Annotated in this window: 20 protein-coding genes and 1 other annotated feature; of the genes, 2 read left to right on the top strand and 18 right to left on the bottom strand. The window is 39.2% G+C overall.

What is annotated here, in order from left to right; genetic code table 11:
- Positions 1 to 17: 17 nt before the first annotated feature.
- From radA to CBF33_RS05535, 7 genes are all read right to left on the bottom strand, one after another.
- On the bottom strand, positions 18 to 1,388 hold the full coding sequence (gene radA, locus CBF33_RS05565; protein ID WP_126762355.1) for a DNA repair protein RadA: 1,371 nt from the start codon (positions 1,386 to 1,388) through the stop codon (positions 18 to 20).
- Between the two features lie 104 nt (positions 1,389 to 1,492).
- Complete coding sequence (locus tag CBF33_RS05560; RefSeq protein ID WP_126762352.1) at positions 1,493 to 2,026, bottom strand: dCTP deaminase/dUTPase family protein; 534 nt, start codon at positions 2,024 to 2,026, stop codon at positions 1,493 to 1,495.
- Between the two features lie 115 nt (positions 2,027 to 2,141).
- On the bottom strand, positions 2,142 to 2,399 hold the full coding sequence (locus tag CBF33_RS05555; RefSeq protein WP_126762350.1) for a metal-sensing transcriptional repressor: 258 nt from the start codon (positions 2,397 to 2,399) through the stop codon (positions 2,142 to 2,144).
- A gap of 14 nt (positions 2,400 to 2,413) precedes the next feature.
- Positions 2,414 to 4,060, bottom strand: coding sequence for an FAD-dependent oxidoreductase (locus tag CBF33_RS05550; protein WP_126762348.1), 1,647 nt, complete (start codon positions 4,058 to 4,060; stop codon positions 2,414 to 2,416).
- The gene (locus CBF33_RS05545; protein ID WP_023607060.1) at positions 4,061 to 4,375 is read right to left on the bottom strand and encodes a rhodanese-like domain-containing protein; all 315 of its coding nucleotides are present in this window, start codon (positions 4,373 to 4,375) and stop codon (positions 4,061 to 4,063) included. It lies immediately after the preceding gene.
- 113 nt (positions 4,376 to 4,488) lie between these two features.
- Positions 4,489 to 5,208 (bottom strand): pseudouridine synthase, encoded by a 720-nt coding sequence (locus CBF33_RS05540; protein WP_126762346.1) that lies wholly within the window; start codon positions 5,206 to 5,208, stop codon positions 4,489 to 4,491.
- Positions 5,209 to 5,267: 59 nt separating this feature from the next.
- Positions 5,268 to 6,911 carry a putative polysaccharide biosynthesis protein gene (locus CBF33_RS05535; RefSeq protein WP_126762343.1) on the bottom strand — a complete coding sequence of 548 codons (1,644 nt, stop codon included), beginning with the start codon at positions 6,909 to 6,911 and terminating at the stop codon, positions 5,268 to 5,270.
- A gap of 186 nt (positions 6,912 to 7,097) precedes the next feature.
- Between CBF33_RS05535 and CBF33_RS05530 the strand changes: the two genes are divergently transcribed.
- Positions 7,098 to 8,135: a M42 family metallopeptidase gene (locus CBF33_RS05530; RefSeq protein WP_126762341.1), complete on the top strand. Its 1,038-nt coding sequence runs from the start codon at positions 7,098 to 7,100 to the stop codon at positions 8,133 to 8,135.
- Positions 8,136 to 8,177: 42 nt separating this feature from the next.
- Here the strand turns inward: CBF33_RS05530 and CBF33_RS05525 are convergent, their stop codons facing one another.
- The 10 genes from CBF33_RS05525 to hisS all read right to left on the bottom strand — a co-directional run bounded on the left by CBF33_RS05525 (position 8,178) and on the right by hisS (position 17,565).
- Positions 8,178 to 8,669, bottom strand: coding sequence for a cupin domain-containing protein (locus CBF33_RS05525; RefSeq protein ID WP_244919691.1), 492 nt, complete (start codon positions 8,667 to 8,669; stop codon positions 8,178 to 8,180).
- Complete coding sequence (locus CBF33_RS05520; protein ID WP_126762337.1) at positions 8,669 to 9,310, bottom strand: DUF1054 family protein; 642 nt, start codon at positions 9,308 to 9,310, stop codon at positions 8,669 to 8,671. Before CBF33_RS05520 ends, CBF33_RS05525 begins: the two co-directional genes overlap by 1 nt.
- Positions 9,311 to 9,313: 3 nt before the next feature.
- Entirely contained in the window at positions 9,314 to 9,886 is a 573-nt protein-coding gene (locus CBF33_RS05515; RefSeq protein WP_211329529.1) for a GNAT family N-acetyltransferase, read from the bottom strand.
- A 23-nt stretch (positions 9,887 to 9,909) separates the two neighbouring features.
- The gene (locus CBF33_RS05510; protein WP_023607053.1) at positions 9,910 to 10,182 is read right to left on the bottom strand and encodes a chorismate mutase; all 273 of its coding nucleotides are present in this window, start codon (positions 10,180 to 10,182) and stop codon (positions 9,910 to 9,912) included.
- A gap of 14 nt (positions 10,183 to 10,196) precedes the next feature.
- Positions 10,197 to 10,907 (bottom strand): NAD-dependent protein deacylase, encoded by a 711-nt coding sequence (locus CBF33_RS05505; RefSeq protein ID WP_425330197.1) that lies wholly within the window; start codon positions 10,905 to 10,907, stop codon positions 10,197 to 10,199.
- Positions 10,908 to 10,977: 70 nt separating this feature from the next.
- On the bottom strand, positions 10,978 to 11,886 hold the full coding sequence (locus CBF33_RS05500; RefSeq protein ID WP_126762330.1) for an EamA family transporter: 909 nt from the start codon (positions 11,884 to 11,886) through the stop codon (positions 10,978 to 10,980).
- 116 nt (positions 11,887 to 12,002) lie between these two features.
- Complete coding sequence (gene pepV, locus CBF33_RS05495; protein ID WP_126762328.1) at positions 12,003 to 13,412, bottom strand: dipeptidase PepV; 1,410 nt, start codon at positions 13,410 to 13,412, stop codon at positions 12,003 to 12,005.
- A gap of 74 nt (positions 13,413 to 13,486) precedes the next feature.
- Positions 13,487 to 14,362 (bottom strand): YitT family protein, encoded by an 876-nt coding sequence (locus CBF33_RS05490; protein ID WP_023607049.1) that lies wholly within the window; start codon positions 14,360 to 14,362, stop codon positions 13,487 to 13,489.
- Between the two features lie 116 nt (positions 14,363 to 14,478).
- Entirely contained in the window at positions 14,479 to 16,260 is a 1,782-nt protein-coding gene (gene aspS, locus CBF33_RS05485) for an aspartate--tRNA ligase (protein ID WP_126762326.1), read from the bottom strand.
- Positions 16,261 to 17,565 carry a histidine--tRNA ligase gene (hisS, locus tag CBF33_RS05480; RefSeq protein WP_126762324.1) on the bottom strand — a complete coding sequence of 435 codons (1,305 nt, stop codon included), beginning with the start codon at positions 17,563 to 17,565 and terminating at the stop codon, positions 16,261 to 16,263.
- 52 nt (positions 17,566 to 17,617) lie between these two features.
- Positions 17,618 to 17,831 (bottom strand) — a binding site (T-box leader).
- Between the two features lie 168 nt (positions 17,832 to 17,999).
- Between hisS and CBF33_RS05475 the strand changes: the two genes are divergently transcribed.
- Entirely contained in the window at positions 18,000 to 19,280 is a 1,281-nt protein-coding gene (locus tag CBF33_RS05475; RefSeq protein ID WP_170167756.1) for an N-acetylmuramoyl-L-alanine amidase family protein, read from the top strand.
- Between the two features lie 61 nt (positions 19,281 to 19,341).
- Here the strand turns inward: CBF33_RS05475 and dtd are convergent, their stop codons facing one another.
- Complete coding sequence (gene dtd, locus CBF33_RS05470) at positions 19,342 to 19,788, bottom strand: D-aminoacyl-tRNA deacylase (RefSeq protein ID WP_126762320.1); 447 nt, start codon at positions 19,786 to 19,788, stop codon at positions 19,342 to 19,344.
- Positions 19,789 to 19,795 lie beyond the last annotated feature (7 nt).

The raw sequence follows: 19,795 nt of genomic DNA, 5'->3' as shown, positions 1-19,795 counted from the left end.
TTCTACCTCCTTTCAAATTAAGGAAAAACTTTTCTTAACGCTTCTGATAAGGTGGCAATTCCAACCACTTCAATATCAGCTGGCGGTGTATATCCATGTAAATTGTTTTTTGGTACGTACACTTTTTTAAAGCCTAACTTTTGAGCTTCTCTAATGCGTTGATCAATCCGATTCACCCGTCGCACTTCACCGGTCAAACCAATTTCGCCAATAAAACACTCGGTAGCACTAGTTCCCGTATCTTTGTAGCTCGAAGCGATACTCATCGCAATGGCTAAGTCAATCGCCGGTTCATCTAGCTTAACACCACCAGCAGCTTTTAAATACGCATCTTGATTTTGCAACAAAAGACCGGCTCGTTTTTCTAACACTGCCATAATCAGTGACACCCGGTTATAATCTAACCCAGTCGCTGTCCGCTTTGCGTTTCCAAATAAAGTAGGAGATACAAGAGCTTGCACTTCTGCTAAAATCGGACGACTGCCTTCCATCGACACCACAATCGCCGAGCCAGTCGCACCGTCTAATCGCTCTTCTAAGAAGACTTCAGAAGGATTTAAGACTTCCTGTAAGCCTGACTCCACCATCTCAAATATGCCAATCTCATTTGTTGATCCAAAACGGTTTTTTACCGCTCGCAAAATTCGAAAGGTATGATGACGATCCCCTTCAAAATACAACACCGTATCTACCATATGTTCTAACATTCTAGGACCTGCTAAGGCGCCTTCCTTTGTCACATGGCCTACGATAAAAATAGCAATATGATTAGTTTTAGCGATTTGCATCAACTCAGCAGTCGTTTCTCGGACTTGGCTCACACTACCTGATGCACTGGCTATCTCCGGTTGCATCATCGTCTGGATGGAATCAATGATGACATAGTCTGGTTGTAAGTCTTCGATAGTTTGACGTATCTGAGACATATCTGTTTCTGGATAAATATAAAAATCATCGCCTTTAATCCCTAAACGCTCCGCACGCATTTTTATCTGCTCAGCACTTTCTTCGCCAGACACGTATAAAACCACGCCATCAGCTTGATTAAGCTGTTGCGAAACTTGTAGTAATAACGTAGATTTCCCAATCCCTGGGTCTCCACCAATTAAAACAAGTGACCCGGGAACAACGCCACCACCCAACACACGATTAAGCTCGTCCATTTGTGTTTTTACACGGGGTTCTTTTTCCATCGCCACTTCTGTTAATCGCTTAGCCGTTGTTCGCTTGCCAGCTAGGCTGACGCGACTATGACGGTCAGGTTCTTCTTGTATCTTCACTTCCATCATTTCATTCCAAGCACCGCAGTTAGGGCATCTACCTAAATATTTAGGAGAAATGTAACCGCATGCTTGACATTCAAATTGTGTACGTTGCTTTTTCGCCACGATTTCTCCTCATTTCTATGCACGTTTATTCCTATATTTTAACATAAGACACGTGACTTTTGTGTAGACAACCCATAATCATTTCATGAAACTTTGATGAAGTCTTAGCGCTGGCCAGAAGAACCAAAACCACCCGTTCGTTTTCCATCTGCTTGGTCATCATCTGCTTTTAAAAAAGGTAAAAAGATACCTTGGCCGATTCGGTCGCCTTTTTTTATCACTTTATCTGTTAAGCCAAAATTTAAAAATTGGAACATAATATGTCCTTCATTTTTTTCATTGTTATAATAATCTGCATCAATAATTCCCACGCCGTTCGGTAATACTATAAAGTTTTTCAAAGGATTACTAGAGCGGTTAGCTAATTGTAAATATTCATCTTCTTGCATATAGGCTTTAATACCGGTTGGAACCAGAACGGGCTTTAACATAGCTTGCCATTCAGCCTCTTTCCCTTCACCTTTTCCTTGCCAAATTAACTTAGCTATTTCAACAAGTTGGCCTTTCCAAACACTTGGTATAATGACTTCTTCTGCTGCCTCAAAATCATAACCTGCTGCCCCTTTTGTTGCTCGTTTCGGTAAGTTTACTTTTCCTTGATAATCACGGATAACTTCAAATCCTCGTTTTCGTTTCATATCTCTTTTACTCCCCTTCCCTATTTCTTAAGTCTATAAGATTCATTCCGCCTTGTAAACTAATCAGAGAAAGAAAAAAATCAAACTTAAGATTTCTCTTAAGTTTGATTTTCCCTTATAATTTTTGAATCATTTGGACGGCTTGCGCAAGTCGCTCGGCTTGTGCCTGTTCATCTTCTAAAGGATTTTCATAGCAGTCTTTGATATTTTCTGCTGCCATAATTCCCATAATATTATCGATACCCGACCGAACGGCTGAAAGTTGCATCATGATATCGTAACACTCTTTTTCTTCAAGCATCATTTTTTGAATACCACGCATTTGTCCTTCAGCCCGTCGCATACGATTCATAATTCGTTGATCGCATTGCATTTTTATCACCTGCTTTATTTAATCATATCAGGTTTTACTACACTGTAAATAGCAAACGAACCAGACATATTGCTAACATCATAACCTTCCTGCACTAATACACGTTCAGCCATGTAGCTACGCTGACCACTCGCACAAGCAATCATATAATGTGTGCCTTTATCTAATTCTGATAAACGCTCACGTAATTGCGGTAATGGAATGTGAACCGCTTCTTTAAATTCTCCCGCTGTAAATTCATCTGGCACACGTACGTCGAGTATTTTAGCCCCTTGTGCTAATTTTTCTTCTACTTCATGCCATTGCACTAACGTCGTCAATCCTTCGATGACGTTTAACGCCACATAGCCAATCATATTGACAGGGTCTTTAGCAACGCCAAATGGTGGCGCATAGGTCAATTCTAACTCTGGTAAATCTTCCACAGTTAAACCGCCTTTAATCGTTGTAGCTAATACATCAATACGCTTATCTACCCCTTTAATTCCGACACCTTGTGCACCGTAAATTTGACCGGTTTCTGGATTAAAGACTAATTTTAAAGTCACTGGCGTAGAACCTGGATAGTAACTAGCATGGTCAGCTCCACGTGTATGAGCAACTGCATAGTTTAAACCAGCCATTTTAGCCTGACGCTCACTTAAACCAGTCGAAGCCGCACTCATATTAAAGACACGAACAATCGCTGTTCCAATGCTGCCTTTATTTTTACGTTTTACACCTGAAATAATATCTGCCACTTGGCGACCTTGACGGTTAGCAGGAGAGGCCAGTGAAATCATCGCATCTTCTCCTGTAATTTGTTGCTTAACAATAATCGCATCCCCAACCGCGTAAATGTCAGAAACGTTTGTTTGATAATGCTCGTCTACTAAAATACCGCCACGCATTCCTAATTCAATTCCAGCTGATTCAGCTAAACCATTTTCTGGTAAAACTCCGACAGACATAATCACTAAATCTGTTTCTAGTAAACTACCATCTTCTAGACGAACAGTTTTACCTTCGTTTTCAAAGCCAACTGCTGATTGTCCTAAAATCACGCGAATATCATTTTCCACTAGTTCTTTTTGGACAAATGCTGCCATTTCTTCATCTAAAGGCGGTAAGACGTGAGGAGCTTTTTCGACTAACGTCACTTCCATACCAGTTTCGGCTAAGTTTTCAACCATCTCTAAACCAATGAATCCAGCCCCAATCACTAAAGCTTTTTTCGGTTGTGTTTCTTTAACGTAAGTCATGATTTTATCTAAATCAGGAACATTTCTCAAACTGAAGACATTTTTCGCCTCTGCCAATCCTTCAATCGGAGGAATAAATGGACGTGCTCCTGGAGATAAAATAAGTGAGTCATAAGTTTCCCAGTAAGTTTCCTCACCTTTTTTAATTGCGACTTTTTTATTATCAGGGTTGATTTCCGTCACTTCGCTAGAGACACGTACATCAAGATTAAAACGAGCTTTTAAACTATCGGGAGTATGGAGCAACAGCGACTCACGGTCAGCTATCTCTCCTGAAACATGATACGGTAAGCCACAGTTTGCAAAAGAGACATGCGGGCCTTTTTCCACTACGATAATTTCTGCTTGTTCATTTAAACGTCTTAAACGAGTAGCTGCTGACATCCCACCAGCAACGCCACCTACAATAATCACTTTCATCTATACATTTCCTCCTTTAACAGGTCCTGTCCATCCATTCATGCCGCCTTTAACGCTGTAAGCCTTAATACCACGACTCTCTAATACTTGAACACCTTGTTTACTATTCATACCTGAATAACATACGACGTAAACAGGTTCTCCTTCTTTCACTTTCATACGGTGTAATTTATCTAATGTCATATGTTGCGCACCAGGTATATGCCCCATACGGAACGCATCTTTCTGACGAATATCGACAATAGTTGGTCTTTCTGATAATTTCCCTTCCAATTCCTTTGCTGAAATCGATGGGCCACGGTTAAATAAAAACATAAAGTTCCTCCCTTTGTTTTTTCAAGATAAAATCATATTATACCGTACGGGGTATGTATTCAACTTTTATGCTTAAAAAAAGCAGTCTCATTAAAAAAAGAGACTACTTCTATTTATATAATGGCTAATGCTTGTTTTTCGGCAGTTGTTAAAGCACGAAACGTCCCAACCGTCAAATCTTCGGTTAGTTTTAAAGGCCCCATCGTTTCCCGATGAAGGAGCAATACTTTTTTATCAACTGCTTCAAACATCCGCTTTACTTGATGAAACTTCCCTTCAGTAATCGTTAAACGAATTTCCGACGTTTGTTCCTGTTCATCCACTTCTTCAATAACTAAGTGTGCTGGCGCGACTGACTCGTTACCAGAAATAGTCATCCCTTGTTTAAATAAAGTGACATCGGCTTCTGTTACCACTCCTGCTATTTTTGCCCAATACGTTTTTGGCACTTTCTTTTTCGGAGACAGTAATGCGTGAGCTAAATCACCATTATTCGTTAATAACAATAAACCCGTCGTGTCTTTATCTAAACGTCCTACTGGAAAAATCCCTCTTTTTTGATAATCAGCAGGTAACAAGTCAAGTACCGTACGATGCCGTGGATCTTCTGTCGCCGAAATAACCCCCATTGGTTTATGTAGCAAAAGATAGACATCTGCTTCATAAAATAGTTGCTCACCTTCAACACATATTACTTGTTCGTCAGGATTTACTTGGTATTTTCCATCTCGCTGACGTACCCCATCCACTGTAACATGGCTTTTTTTCAATAGTTGTTTTACTTCTTTTCGACTACCATATCCTACTTCACTTAATAATTTATCTAATCGCATATAACGCTCACTTTCTATGAAAAAAAGCTACCCCACTAAGAGTAACTTTCTTCAATCTTTTAATTAATATGAAATCGTGTTCTTAATTTTGCCACTTTAGGGCCTAATAATTTATCTGCTAAACGAATCTTTAACGTGATGTAGCCATAAAGAGCTATTCCTATAACCGCAACTAAAAGAATAATTAAAAACGCTTGGAACTTACGTGTCGGTGATAGCAACAAATATAAACCTTGTCGTGTCAACCAAGCAACCAACGTCATGACTAACGTTATAATAAAGATTAATAACGTTCGACGTGCAGTTAATCCTCTATCAAATTGAGTTAAATGATAGATTTCTCTCACATTTAACAATGCTGCGATTAAAAAGGCAATCCCGGTCGCTAATAACGGTCCGTACGATTCAAATAACCAGATAGCTGGATACTGTAATAACACTTTGATTAAAAATCCGACACCTAATATACGAATAGCAATTTGATTACCGTATAATCCTTGAAGCGTCGTTGAGGTAATAATATAAAAACCAAGGACTATCCCTACCAAAGCAGCTTCAACTAAAAGCGACGTTCCCAGTGCATCTGCTTCATAAAACATGGTGTTTAACGGATAAGATAACACAATCATCCCAAACGTTGAAGGCAACATCACAAAGAAAAATAATTGAATATTATCACTTACCAGCTTTGCTAATCCCACACGGTCTTTCACCGTAAAGGCCTCTGTTACCAAAGGTAGACTTGTGACAGCAATCGACGTCGCCAACGAAATGGTAATCATCGTCAGCTTGTCCGGGTTGGCACTGAACAACGTGAATAACTCGCCTACTTGCATATCTGAAAAGTTCGTTAACGATTTTAAAATTGGTTCAAACGTGTACTGGTCAAATATTTTAAAGAAAGTAATAGCCGAGCCTATAATAATAAACGGAATCGCTTCTTTAATAATATTCAGCATCAGTTCATTTTGTGGCACCTCTACTTGATTAGCACTTTGAGCTTCCAATGTTTTGAACGTCTTGTTATATCTAAAATAAAACCAACTTAATAACCCGAGCGCAGCCAAAGCACCGATAAAAGCGGCAAACGTACTATGTGTCACTGCTTTAACATAGTCGCCTTTCATCACTTGCATAATCGTATACGTCGCGACCAACATATAAATGACACGCGCAATTTGTTCGACAATTTGAGATAAAGCAGACGGCATCATGTCATGATTCCCTTGGAAAAAGCCTCTCAATGTACTCATAACTGGAAAGATTAAAATCGCAATACTGAGTGAACGCATGGTAGGAATTAATTTTTCATTTCCTCCCGCCAAAATAGGGGCTCCGAAATACATCACACTGGCACAGACGACCCCAAAAATCGCCATCATCGTTAGTGCGCGTTTAAACAGCCGCTTACTAATTTGATATTCATTTAAAGAGTTGTAATGTGAGATTTGTTTTGCAATCGCTGCCGGAATCCCTGCCGTTGAAATCATTAAAAATAACGCATAAATATTGTACCCTTTAGTAAATAAATTGTTTGCGACTTTCGCATGCTCTCCCATCCAAATATACCATGGAATAATATAAGCAGCGCCTAGCAAACGAGAAACGAAACTACCGATAGTCATCCAAATTGACCCTCTCACCATTTTCTCCTGAGAGTTTAAAGTCTTGGTTTCGGCCACCGAATTCTGCGGTTTGTTCATATTTTAAACCAACTTTCTTCTGCATATAGTCCATTTCATTGTAATGCTTATTTTCATTGAATGCAATCCTTTTCGTTTCCCTTAACAACCGAAAAAAGAACACTTACAGTTGTTAGAACGCTTTTAAAACTTAGCGTCTTCTGTTATCGTTAAAGAGATAATATTTAACCATAGGAGGTTTTATTCATGACAGACTCAACTATTCAACTGGTCTCTCAACTGACCAATATCCCTTCCCCAACAGGTAACACCCAAACTATTATGGCTTGGCTCCGTGACTTTCTCACCCCGCATGGCTATCAACCAACGTTTAATCGAAAAGGTAGTCTCATTGTCACTGTGCCAGGTCAAGACACGAATCAAGCGCGCTTTGTGACCGCTCACGTCGATACCCTAGGGGCTATGGTGCGTCAAATTAAACCTGACGGCCGTATTAAATTAGATTTAATCGGCGGCTTTAAATATAACGCGATTGAAGGGGAATATTGCACTATCCACACACAAAGTGGTAAAGAAATAACAGGAACAATTTTAATGCATCAAACAAGCGTCCATGTCTATGCTGATGCAGGAACAGCGGAGCGTAATCAAACGAATATGGAAATTCGTCTAGACGAAAAAGTCACGAATGCCGATGAAACTAAAGCACTTGGTATTCAAGTCGGAGATTTTATTAGTTTTAATCCTCGAACAGTGATAACTGAAACAGGGTTCATTAAGTCACGTCATTTAGATGATAAAGTCAGTGTCGCCATTTTATTACAAATTTTAGTCGAATTGGCAAAAACGAAAACATCCCTTCCTTATACGACACACTTTTTCTTTTCAAATAATGAAGAAATTGGTTACGGGGGTAACTCAAACATTGATGAAAACGTTGTGGAATATTTAGCGGTCGACATGGGAGCTATGGGCGATGACCAACAAACGGATGAGTACTCTGCTTCCATCTGTGTCAAAGATGCTAGCGGTCCTTATCATTTAGGACTAAGACAACATCTTGTTCAACTTTGCGAAAATGAAACAATCCCGTATCAACTGGACATCTATCCTTTTTACGGTAGCGATGCTTCGGCGGCAATGAGAGCTGGCGCAGATGTCAGACACGCGCTTGTCGGTGCAGGAATTGATGCCAGTCACGCTTACGAACGGACTCATATAACCTCTATCGAAGCGACCGAACGCTTAGTTAGAGCGTATTTACATAGTCCTATGTCAGAGTAAAAGTGAAAAACAGATAGCTACCTTTAGGAAGCTATCTGTTTTTTAATTTCTTGGTATTTCTTCATACGCATAGTTTAAAATGATCTCTTCGTACGCTGGATAATCCGCTAATAATTCTGCTTGAGTGAATAATTCAAAATCAGCAAAATCAAACCCCGGTGCGACTAAGCAACTCACTAGCGCTGCATCTTTCGGAACACTTGACGCAAAAATCGTACCTGCTGGCACAACCGCGTGCAGTCTTTCACCCGCCGCTATATCCAACCCTAAATGAATAGCTTCATAACTACCATCTGGGTGTAAACAGTGGACTTTTAAGCTTTCTCCATGATGAAAATACCAGATTTCATCCGATTTTAAACGATGAAAATGCGAAGGCGACTCCTCAGTCAGCAAAAAATAGATACTCGTATACAAGGCCCTAGACCTGCCATTCGCCTCTATTTGCTGAGAATGTTTTTCCGTCTGACGGTAAAAGCCACCTTCTGGATGGGGGATTAACTCTAGCGCTTCGCACCACTTCTTTACATCCACTATTTAGTCACTCCTTTTTCTTGTTGGACTTTACATGCTAAATGATAAATAGGAAGTAACGATTGATAGGTTTCAATGATTACCTGTCCTACTTCTTCTGATGTCTGCGTTCTTACATCATCTGCTGTTAATACTCTACCTATTTGAAACTCGCCTTTTTTAACTTGGCAAAATCGTGTAAGACCTTTTTCTAAATTATCACGCGTTAGTGTCGCATAATCATTTTTCGTATGGTCTAAATTCAACTGGTACTTTTCAAGATAATCATCAAATAAGTCGCTATTTTTTAACAGAGTTTTGCCAATCTCAACTTCTTCATCAGGATTGTCTATCAACGATAACCATATCACAATATGCGTGGCGGTAATTCCCAGTGTAAAATGCGGATAACGTTTATACCCTCTTTTACTGTGACTTATAGCCGACCAAGTAAAATCTGGGGCATTAGCCGTCCGACGTCGATGTTGTGCAATATGTAGATACATTGGTTCTTGAAGCTCTTCAGTTAATACGTCTACCGCTTGATTGCCGTACCACTGAAAGACTGGTTGAATATGTTCACGAATACTCGCCATTCTCTCATCTAGACCCGGTATCGTCATTGTCGTAAAACTTGTTTGATTAAAACTTAATAGTGTCATATTTTAACCCTTCTCTATTATTAATTTTTGATAGCGTGTTTTCGTCATCACGTAATAGTGGTCAGTAACTGGGCGTCCTCGAAACAGACGGTGATTTTCAATCGTTCCTTGTTTTACCATTCCAATCTTTTCCATCACACGCCCTGACTGTGGATTGCGTGCATCATGAAAAGCAAATACCATTTCTAAGGCAAGTTCTTCAAAAGCCAAGGCTAAGAGTCGTGTCGCCGCTTCTGGCACAATTCCCTGACCCCATTCTTCTTTAGCTAGCACATAACCTAGTTCTGCCTTGCGATTCACACGGTCTATTCGAATATCAATAGTTCCAATAAATTGTCGAGTATCTTTTTTCTCAATCCCATATTTTCCAAGAGGCTCTTTCAAAAAAAACTGAGCAATATCACGACGGGTATTGGCTAGTGAATCATGCGGTTCAAAAACAAAGGCCGTTACTTCTGGGTCAGATGCATAGTGATACATGGCGGAAGCATCATTTAAAGAAACAGGACGTAAGTATAAGCGTGGGGTTTCTAAATGGGTATGATCCGCTAAAACTAACCAATCATTTGGTATCATTTGACTCATTTACTCGCCTTCTTTCACTCTTTTATTTCATGATGTTGCGTTTGCAACGTCTTAGACGCATCCATTAATGTTTGATAGACCTGTATAATGGCTTCTTCAAAAATAGGGTTCGTTACTTTGTCACGTAAACGATGAATAATTTTTTGCTCACGCTCTGCGTCCAACACGGGTAGTTGATGTTGCGCTTTAATCGCCCCCACTTCAAGTGAAACAGCAAAACGCTCTTCTAATAGCGCGACAATTTGTTGGTCTAACTGGTCAATTCGTTCTCGTTGCTCTCTTAACATAGTGTGTCACTTCCTTATAACTCTGTCATTTTTAAAAAATCACTCGCATCTCCTGCGATATAAAGATGCTCCTGTGCTAGCTGTATCGGTTCTCGATTTATCACGACAATCCGTGTCTGAGCAGGAACATAATCTATCAAGCTTCTAAACGGATAAACTTGAAAGCTAGTCCCAATAATCATTACTAAATCCGTTTGAATCATGGCTGAAAAAGCTTGTTGAATCGTTGGCTCATGCAGTCCTTCCTCGTATAACACAACATTCGGTCGCAAACGACCTCCGCACCCTTCGTGACAATCACTCTTTAAGTAAGCAGCAGCCGTCACCGATTCTCGACACTTTTGACAATAAATCTGATATAAATTTCCATGAAAATTCAATACATTTTGACTACCTGCTTTTTGATGTAACTGATCAATGTTTTGCGTAATAATCGTGGCTGTTTCTTTTTCATCACTCCACTTTTTTAAAGCACGATGTATAACATTAGGTTTTGCTTCCGGATGATATAATTGCTTTACAAACTCGTAAAACTTATCCGGTTCTTGTTGCAAGCACGTGTGACTTAACAAATATTCTGGTCGTTCATAGCCAGCATAAACACCATCCATTGAACGATAATCAGGTATCCCAGAAGGAACAGATACCCCTGCCCCTGTTAAAAAAACAGGAGCGTTTGCTTCATCTAACCATTGATACGCTTGTTTTTTCTTTTCCATTTTCATCACCTATATCTATTATAACAAAAAGCAAGAAAAGAATCTGAAGAGACAAAAAAAGAGTGCCTAAGCACTCCTATCCATCATAAAAACCAAGTATCGCAATGGCCACCATAATCATCGCAATAACCGCATACTGCTTAGTCGTTAATTTTTCTTTCAAAAAGATGCGCGACAAAATAACCGACACAATGCTATAAGATGAAATCATTGGCGCCACCACTATTGCGTTACTCGCAATCGCTCCCACATAGAAAAATTGACCGAGCGTTTCAAAGCTGGCTGCAAAGAAACGATTTTTTTCACCAGAAAAAGAAAAACGTTGTCCTTTTACTAAAAGTAAATAAACAAGGGCGATCATTCCTACTATGAAAAAGGTCATTTCATAACTGATTAACGCTTGATCTTCAGACATAATTTTTTTCGTTTCTAAATAATAGCCGTCTAAAAATGTTCCTAAACCATCAATTAAACAATATAATATCGGATAAATAATCGCCAAAGTACTCGTCTGATATTTTTTATCTACTTTTTCGCCAGAAGCCGCTAATTCACGGTCTGCTTCTTTCTTTTCAAAATATGACAGTAAGAAAATACCAATTGAAATCATGCCTACCGCTACAAATTGTACCCATCTCATCGAGCTTCCTAATAATAAAAATGATAGCAACGCCGATACTGCTCCGGATGAATTACTAATGGGAGATGAAATCGATAGTTCAATATAACGTAAGCCAACATAGCCAATCGCCATCGATAAAATATACATGGTTGAAACTGGTAAATACTTAATAAGGTTAAACCATTCAAACGATACTTGTTTATAAAACATCATATATAAAATAGCGTGTGCTCCCATCACGACACCGACCATGATAACCGTTCGAAAGGCGCTAAATGATTCTGAAGGATCATTACCTTTCTTATAAAACAAATCAGCTGTTCCCCATGCTAAAACAGTAACCAATGCAGGTATAAACCACATTTTCTTCACTCCTTTCTATATCCTTTATAACGTTACCTTATAACTTTTTAAAATGCAATGCTTATTTTTCGTCAAAAAAAGAGATGGTTTCCCATCTCTTTTAGACGTATTGTTTCTTATTTAATCAAACGATAAATCGCATCAGCATAAATCGCTGTGGCATTGATAATATCTTTTACTGCCATAAATTCATTCGCTTGGTGCATTGTATCGATACTGTCTGGGAACATAGCGCCATAAGCCACACCACGTTCTAATAAACGTCCAAACGTTCCACCACCGATAACTTGTCCTTTACCTTCTAGACCTGTATGTTCTTCGTAAACTTCTAATAACGTCTTCACAAGTTCATCATCTTCTGGTACATAGTGTGGTCCTTTACCGCCAGGTTGTAAATTAACCTGAACCGCACTATCTGCTAAGCTTTTTTCAATATTAGCGACAAGTTTTTCTTCTGTCGTACCTTTTGGATAACGCATATTAAGTGTGACACTTGCTTCTTTCCCTTCTTCAAAAGAGAATAGACCAGCGTTCATCGTTAAAGCACCCATCACATCATCTACAATAGCCATACCAAGTTTTTTACCTTCAGTATCTTGATGAACGAAGTTTGCAATCATATCTAGGTAGCGTTTTGCTCCCTCTTTAAAGTCATAAGATGATAAGAAAGCAGCTAAGTAAGTCGCGCCATTCACACCAGAAGCTGGACTCGCACCATGTGCTGATTTACCTTTTAGGAAAAATGTGGCTTCCCGACCATTGACTTCGACTGTTCCTGTTACTTTTTCTTGCTCTAAGTATGCATCATACGCTTTTTGTAGTGCATCTACATCCGCATCTTCTGGTAAAACAACGACCGCATTTCCAGACTCTGGTACCATGTTCGCTCTTAAACCTGCTTGGAATTGTTTTAATTGATAGCTATCACCATTAGTCGCATCTAAAGATAAAACAATTGTAGCATTTCCTTTTTCTCCGTTAATAATTGGAAATTCTGCATCCGGTGCAAACCCAAAATCAGGCGTTTCTTCCACTTCAAGATAACGCTCCATACATTTCCAACTACTTTCTTCATCTGTTCCAATAATAAAACGAACGCGTTTTGAAGTAGGTAGTTCTAATTCTTTAATCATTTTTAATGCATAATAAGCGGCAACACTTGGCCCTTTATCATCACTTGAACCGCGCGCATATAAGCGACCGTCTTTAATCACTGGTTCAAAGGGATCTGTATCCCAACCGGTACCTACTGGAACCACATCAACGTGTCCAAAAATACCTAGTGTTTCATCGCCTTCTCCAAATTCTAAATGTCCTGCGACGTTTTCTACATTTTTTGTAACAAAACCATCACGCTCACCAATCTCTAAAAACTTAAGCAATGCGGCTTTAGGTCCTGGACCAAAAGGGGCATCTTCAGTGGCTTTATCATCTTCTCGAACACTCGGGACGCGTAATAAATCCATTAAGTCTTTCATTAAATCGTCTTCACGTTTTGCTACTTCTTGTTTCCAATCAATTGCCATACATAATCGCTCCCTTATTTTATACTTTTAACTAGTATAACACAGTTCTATTCTATCTTATGAAAATATACTAATTACATTCCCGGATCGTAAAAATTACCTAAAATATGGACGTTTTCCGACAAACTCACAAACGCATGTGGGTCAGCCTCACGCATAGCCTCTTCAAAAATATGCATTTCATAACGTGTAATCACTGTAAAAAGGACGGTTTGATTGCGACGACTGTACGCCCCTTCGGCATCATGAATAATCGTAATACCTCGACGCAATTTTTCTTGAACAGATTCAATTACACTATCGGGATCTTCCGTAATGATGGTCACTTGCATTTTTTGTTGCTTCGTATAAACAGAGTCCATTACTTTCCCACTAATAAAAAATGACAAAACACTGTAAAACGCGAAAGGCCATCCAAATAGAAAACCTGCTGCTAACGCAATACTACCATTAAAAACAATCGCAACCGATCCTACTGTTTTGCCCGTCATTTTCCGAATCGTCAAGCTAATAATATCTAATCCACCTGAGGAAATACCGTTTTTTAACGCAAAACCAATCCCAAATCCATTGACCGCACCACCAAACAACGCACAAATCATCGGGTCAGTTGTGAGTGCTGTGACTGGCACAATCGCTATTGCAATAGACGTTAAGGTGACAGTTAATAAGGTAAATAACGTGAATTTTCGACTGATTTTAAACCAAGCTAAAACAAGCAAAGGAATATTAAACGCATAATAGAGAACAGAGAATGTGGGGGTCACCCCAATCCCTCTTTCAATCAACGTGGTGACAACTTGCACTAATCCTGTAATCCCACTCGCATAGATATTTCCCGGTCGCCAAAAAACATTTAACGCGACAGACGCCATCATGGCATAGATGACTGCTGCACTCAGTTTGGTTGCATACTCATTTTCCGACACTTTCACTAGACGTGTTTTCATTGATTTATTGGTTTTCGCCCCTCATATTTTAGTTTCATACTCGTCTTCATTATAAGACGAAACAGCTAACAAATAAAGGACTAACTCTACTTGTTAGTCCTTTATTAAACATTTTTTTAGTTTGTCTCTGGAGATTCCTCTTCTTTTTCAACCGAAAGCGATAATTCTTGTAATTGTGCTGTTGAGACTTCACTTGGTGAACTGTTAAGTGGATCCATAGCACGTCCGTTTTTCGGAAAGGCAATAACTTCACGAATATTATCCTCGCCTGCTAATAACATGACTAAGCGGTCTAAACCTAACGCAATACCACCATGTGGCGGGAATCCATACTCTAGCGCATCGAGTAAGAAACCAAACTGGGCTTGAGCCGATTCTTTCGTAAAGCCAACGACTTCTAATAATTTTTCTTGTAAGTCGCGTTGATAAATACGTAATGACCCACCACCAAGCTCATATCCATTAAGCACTACGTCATATGCTTGCGCATAAACTTCTTCAGGTTTCGTCTCTAATAATGGAATATCCGACTCTTTTGGCATTGTAAAAGGATGATGTGCCGCTACATAACGTGCCTCATCTTCATCATATTCTAACAACGGCCAGTCAACGACCCATAGGAAGTTATAAGCCTCTTGATTGATTAAGCCTAACTCTTTTCCTAGCTTCAAGCGTAAAGCACCCAGAGAAGCGGCTACGACTTTCGCACTGTCAGCTACGAATAAGATTAAATCTCCTTCTTTTGCAGCAGTTGCTTCTAGTAAGTTAGCTTCAATCGCTGTTAAGAATTTGGCGATAGGACCGTTAAGACCTTCTTCTGTTACTTTCACCCAAGCTAATCCTTTGGCTCCGTATTGAGAAAGTTCTTTGCCCATATTATCTAAATCTTTACGAGAATATTTGTCTGCCGCTTGTGGTGCCACAATAGCCTTAACTTGCCCACCCGACTCTAATGCCATTTTAAAGACTTTAAAGTCAATATCCGCGACGACTTCTGCCAAGTCTATTAACTCCATACCAAACCGCGTATCCGGCTTATCGCTACCATAACGTGCCATAGCATCGTCATAGGCAAGGCGTGGGAATGGACGTGGAATTTCTAGTCCTTTCACTTCTTTCATCACATAGGCTAACAATGCTTCCGTATGCTCTTGAATTTCTTCAGCTGTTAAGAAACTTGTTTCAATATCAATTTGAGTAAATTCTGGCTGACGGTCTCCTCGCAAATCTTCATCACGGAAACAACGTGCCACTTGGTAATAACGGTCCACCCCTGCTGACATTAGTAACTGTTTTCTTAGCTGAGGAGACTGCGGTAAAGCATAGAAATGCCCTTCATGTACGCGCGATGGTACTAAATAATCACGAGCGCCTTCTGGGGTTGACTTATCTAAATAAGGTGTTTCAATATCTAAAAAGCCTTCTTCGTCTAAATAGTGACGGATGCTACGTGTCACGTGATGACGCATTTTTAAGTTTTGGAACATTTTTTGACGACGCAAATCTAAATAGCGATATTTCAAACGCGTATCCGTATTAACCTGTCCTGATTCTTCAATTGTAAAAGGAGGAGTCTTCGCTTTACTTAAAATCGTAACTTCTTCTCCCACTACTTCAATCTGACCTGTTTTCATTTTTTTATTAACAGATGATGCTTCTCGTTCAACAACGTGCCCTTTAATCGTGATAATATACTCAGAACGACATTGGTCGGCAATCTTCCACGCTTCTTGAGATGTTTCAGGATTAAATACCACTTGTACGACCCCTTCACGGTCACGTAAATCAATAAAAATCAAGCCACCTAAATCACGGCGTTTTTGAACCCATCCTTTTAATACGACTGTTTCGCCGATATTTTCGCTTGTCACTTGACCACAATACATCGTTCTTTTCATTTACTTCTCTCCTCCGTTCATCCCTACCGCTTGACGGTAAACATGACTAAAATCTTGATAAATCTCTGCTAAGGGAACTGTTATCTCTTCCCGTGTTGCCATTACTTTTAGTTTTACTTCTTTTTGAGCTAACTCTGTTTCACCTATTGTTAATACGATTTCAGCGTTAGAACGATTAGCTGCTTTAAACTGAGCTTTAGGACTACGTCCCATTACATCTCGGTCAGCTGAAAAGCCAAACTCGCGAATCGTTTGTACTAGTTTCAATGCTTCCAGATTCGTTTCTGAGCCAATCCCTACAACATAGACATTTACTCCTTTTGGCTCAGGCAATTCGTGTCCTTCTGATGCAACAGCTAACAATGTTCGTTCTACTCCTAAACCAAAACCAAAACCTGAAACGTCTGGACCGCCAAGTTCTTCAACCAAGCCATTATAACGTCCACCAGCGCCTATCGTCGTCGTTTCACCAAATACTTTGGCATCGCTCATAATCTCAAAAATAGTGTGATTATAATAATCTAAACCACGAACCATACGGTGGTCGATTTCATAAGAAACGCCTAAATAATCCAGCATTTCTTTCACCGTTTCAAAATACTCACGCGCTTCATCCGTTAGATAGTCTAAAATGGACGGAGCGTTTTCAACAATTTTCTTATCCCCTTCATCTTTACTATCCAAAATACGAAGAGGGTTGTGTTCAAAACGATTTTTTGAGTCTTCACTTAACGCATCATAGTGCGGTCGCAAATAATCTAACAATCCTGTGCGATAATTTTGACGACTTTCACGATCTCCTAGTGAATTAATCACTAAGCGAATAGATGTTAAACCAATCTGGCGATAGTAATCCATTGCCATCATCATAATCTCTACATCCGTTGCGGGGTTATCACTACCCAACGCTTCAACGCCGATTTGATGAAACTGACGTAAGCGCCCTGACTTTGGACGCTCATAGCGAAACATTGGACCAATATAAAAAACTTTATACGGTTTAGCATGCTCTGGACCATATAGTTTATTTTCAACGAAAGCACGAACAATTGGTGCCGTCCCTTCTGGTCTTAACGTAACATGACGATCTCCCTTGTCATAGAAATCATACATCTCTTTTGAAACGATATCCGTTGTATCTCCAACACTCCGTGCAATCACTTCATAATGTTCAAAAAGTGGCGTGCGAATTTCTTTAAATTGATAATCCGAAAATAATAAACGAGCAGTTTCTTCTAAATATTGCCACTGTCCTACCTCACTTGGTAAGATATCTGCTGTTCCTCTTGGACGTTGATATGCCATAATAAAAGTTCCTCCTTCATCTTTAAAAGCACAAAAAAAGTCCTTGTTTTTACACAAGGACGTATAATTCGATACGTGGTACCACCTATAATTGAAAGAAATTCTATTTTCTTTCCACTCAACCGACTAACGCCTCGTAAGCGGAATAGCTTTTCACTACTCATCTCCAGAATGTCTTTCACTTCTGCTAAAGTCAGGCACTTTCAGCCAAGGTACCTGTTTCTGAGTCCTTTTCGCAGGGTTACTCTTTCTATCATCGATTTTTAATATTATATTCTAAACTACTAGACATAAAGCAATTTGTCAAGACTTTCTCATCTGGATTTAGAGTAAAATAAGAATGATTACCATTATAAGCTATATATTCTACTCCTTTTTTGGTATAATAGACAAAATCATAAAAATTAAAAGATAGTAATATGGGTGAAAGCGAAATGACAAAAAAGCAAACAATCAAAAAATGGTGGGGACTCCATCTCGCTTTAATTATAATAATCGGTATAATATATGCCACCCTTAGCCTGAGTAAATCTGTAACCGTCGTGGCTACCGCTATGAACGTCAGAACAGGTCCGGGTGTTGAGTACGATATTGCGGCACAAGTAAAAAAAGGACAAAAACTAAGAGTTCTTGAAGAAGACAGTGAATGGCTACATGTTAAAACAGAAAAAGGAAAATCTGGTTGGGTAGCGAGTTGGCTCGTTGAGAAAGAAGATGCGACACCTGCTACAAATATTCCAGCATTTATTAACACTAACAAAACTAAATTACGAGAATTTCCTGATCAAGAAAGTAAAGAAATTGCTCAATTAAAGAAAAAGACCGAAGTAACGATTACAATGGAACAAAATGGCTGGTCACAAGTAACCGTTGGCGATAAAAAAGGTTGGGTTTTTTCTGATTTAATCACGCTAGCGACGAATTCTAATAAAGAACCAGCAACTGAAAAAATCAAACAATTATATGCTCGACAAAATGAAACAAAACTGCGACAATCTCCTTCCATAGAAAGTGATATTATTGGCACTGTTGACCGCGGCGAAACATTAAAAGTGTTGGCAATTGAAGATGATTGGTACCAAGTGGAAACGAAAAATAATCAAACAGGATATGTTGCTAACTGGGTAGTAGCGACAGCTAAACCTAGCAAAAAACAAGATTCAGTCAACTCTTCCATTGCCGAAACCACTATTGTTTTAGACCCTGGTCATGGGGGGACTGACGTTGGAGCACAAAGTAATGATGGAAAAATCTTCGAAAAAAATGTCACACTTGCAACAGCCAAATACGTACAAAAGGCCCTACTTGACTTAGGTGCCAATGTCATCTTAACTCATCAAGGTGATGAACTATTAGGACTGTCTGAAATCGCTGAAAAAAGCAATCGCGCAAATGCTGACGTCTTTATTAGTTTCCACTACGATTCTACCGAAGATAGTAACGAAGCAAGCGGCACGACAACTTACTACTATGATGAAAAAAATCTACCATTAGCGAATGCCGTTGAAAATGAACTCGCTAAAAACTTACCGCTCATCAGTCGCGGTGTTGAATTTGGCGATTATCAAGTATTACGTGAAAATAATCAACCTGCACTATTGTTAGAATTAGGTTATATGAATAACGATAATGACTTAGCTCAATTTAAAACCAAAAAATACCAAGAACTTGTTGCGAAAGCCGTTCAAAATGCTTTACTCGAGTACTTCAAATAAAAAAGAAGCCTTTAATTATCAAGAAGCTCAAACATCTGAGCTTCTTGATAAAGGCTTCTTTTTATTTATTATCTGTATCTAATATAATCGTCACAGGACCATCATTAACACTTTCAACTGCCATATCGGCACCAAAAAGGCCCGTTTCAACTTTCAAGCCATATGCTCTAAGTTGTTCATTAAAGTATTCATATAGACGATTCGCATCTGTTGGGTCTTCCGCTTCCACAAAGCTTGGACGATTTCCTTTCTTTGTATTCGCTAGTAATGTAAACTGCGATATAGAAAGAATCTCTCCTTCAACAGCTGCTAATGCTAAATTCATTTTACCTGCTTCATCTTCAAAAAGACGCATATTAGCTACTTTTTTTGCCAAATAATCAGCTTCTGCTTTTGTATCGCCTTTTTTAACACCTACAAGGAGTAGAAATCCTTGGTTAATTTTCCCTACTACGTCCTCATCAACGGTTACTTTCGCTGACGTTACCCGTTGTAATACAATTCGCAAAATCCAC

The organism is Vagococcus lutrae, from assembly GCF_003987555.1.
Taxonomy (GTDB): Bacteria; Bacillota; Bacilli; order Lactobacillales; family Vagococcaceae; genus Vagococcus_A; species Vagococcus_A lutrae.
Note: the sequence above shows the minus strand (reverse complement) of the source record. Positions and strands in the feature narration are given on the sequence as shown.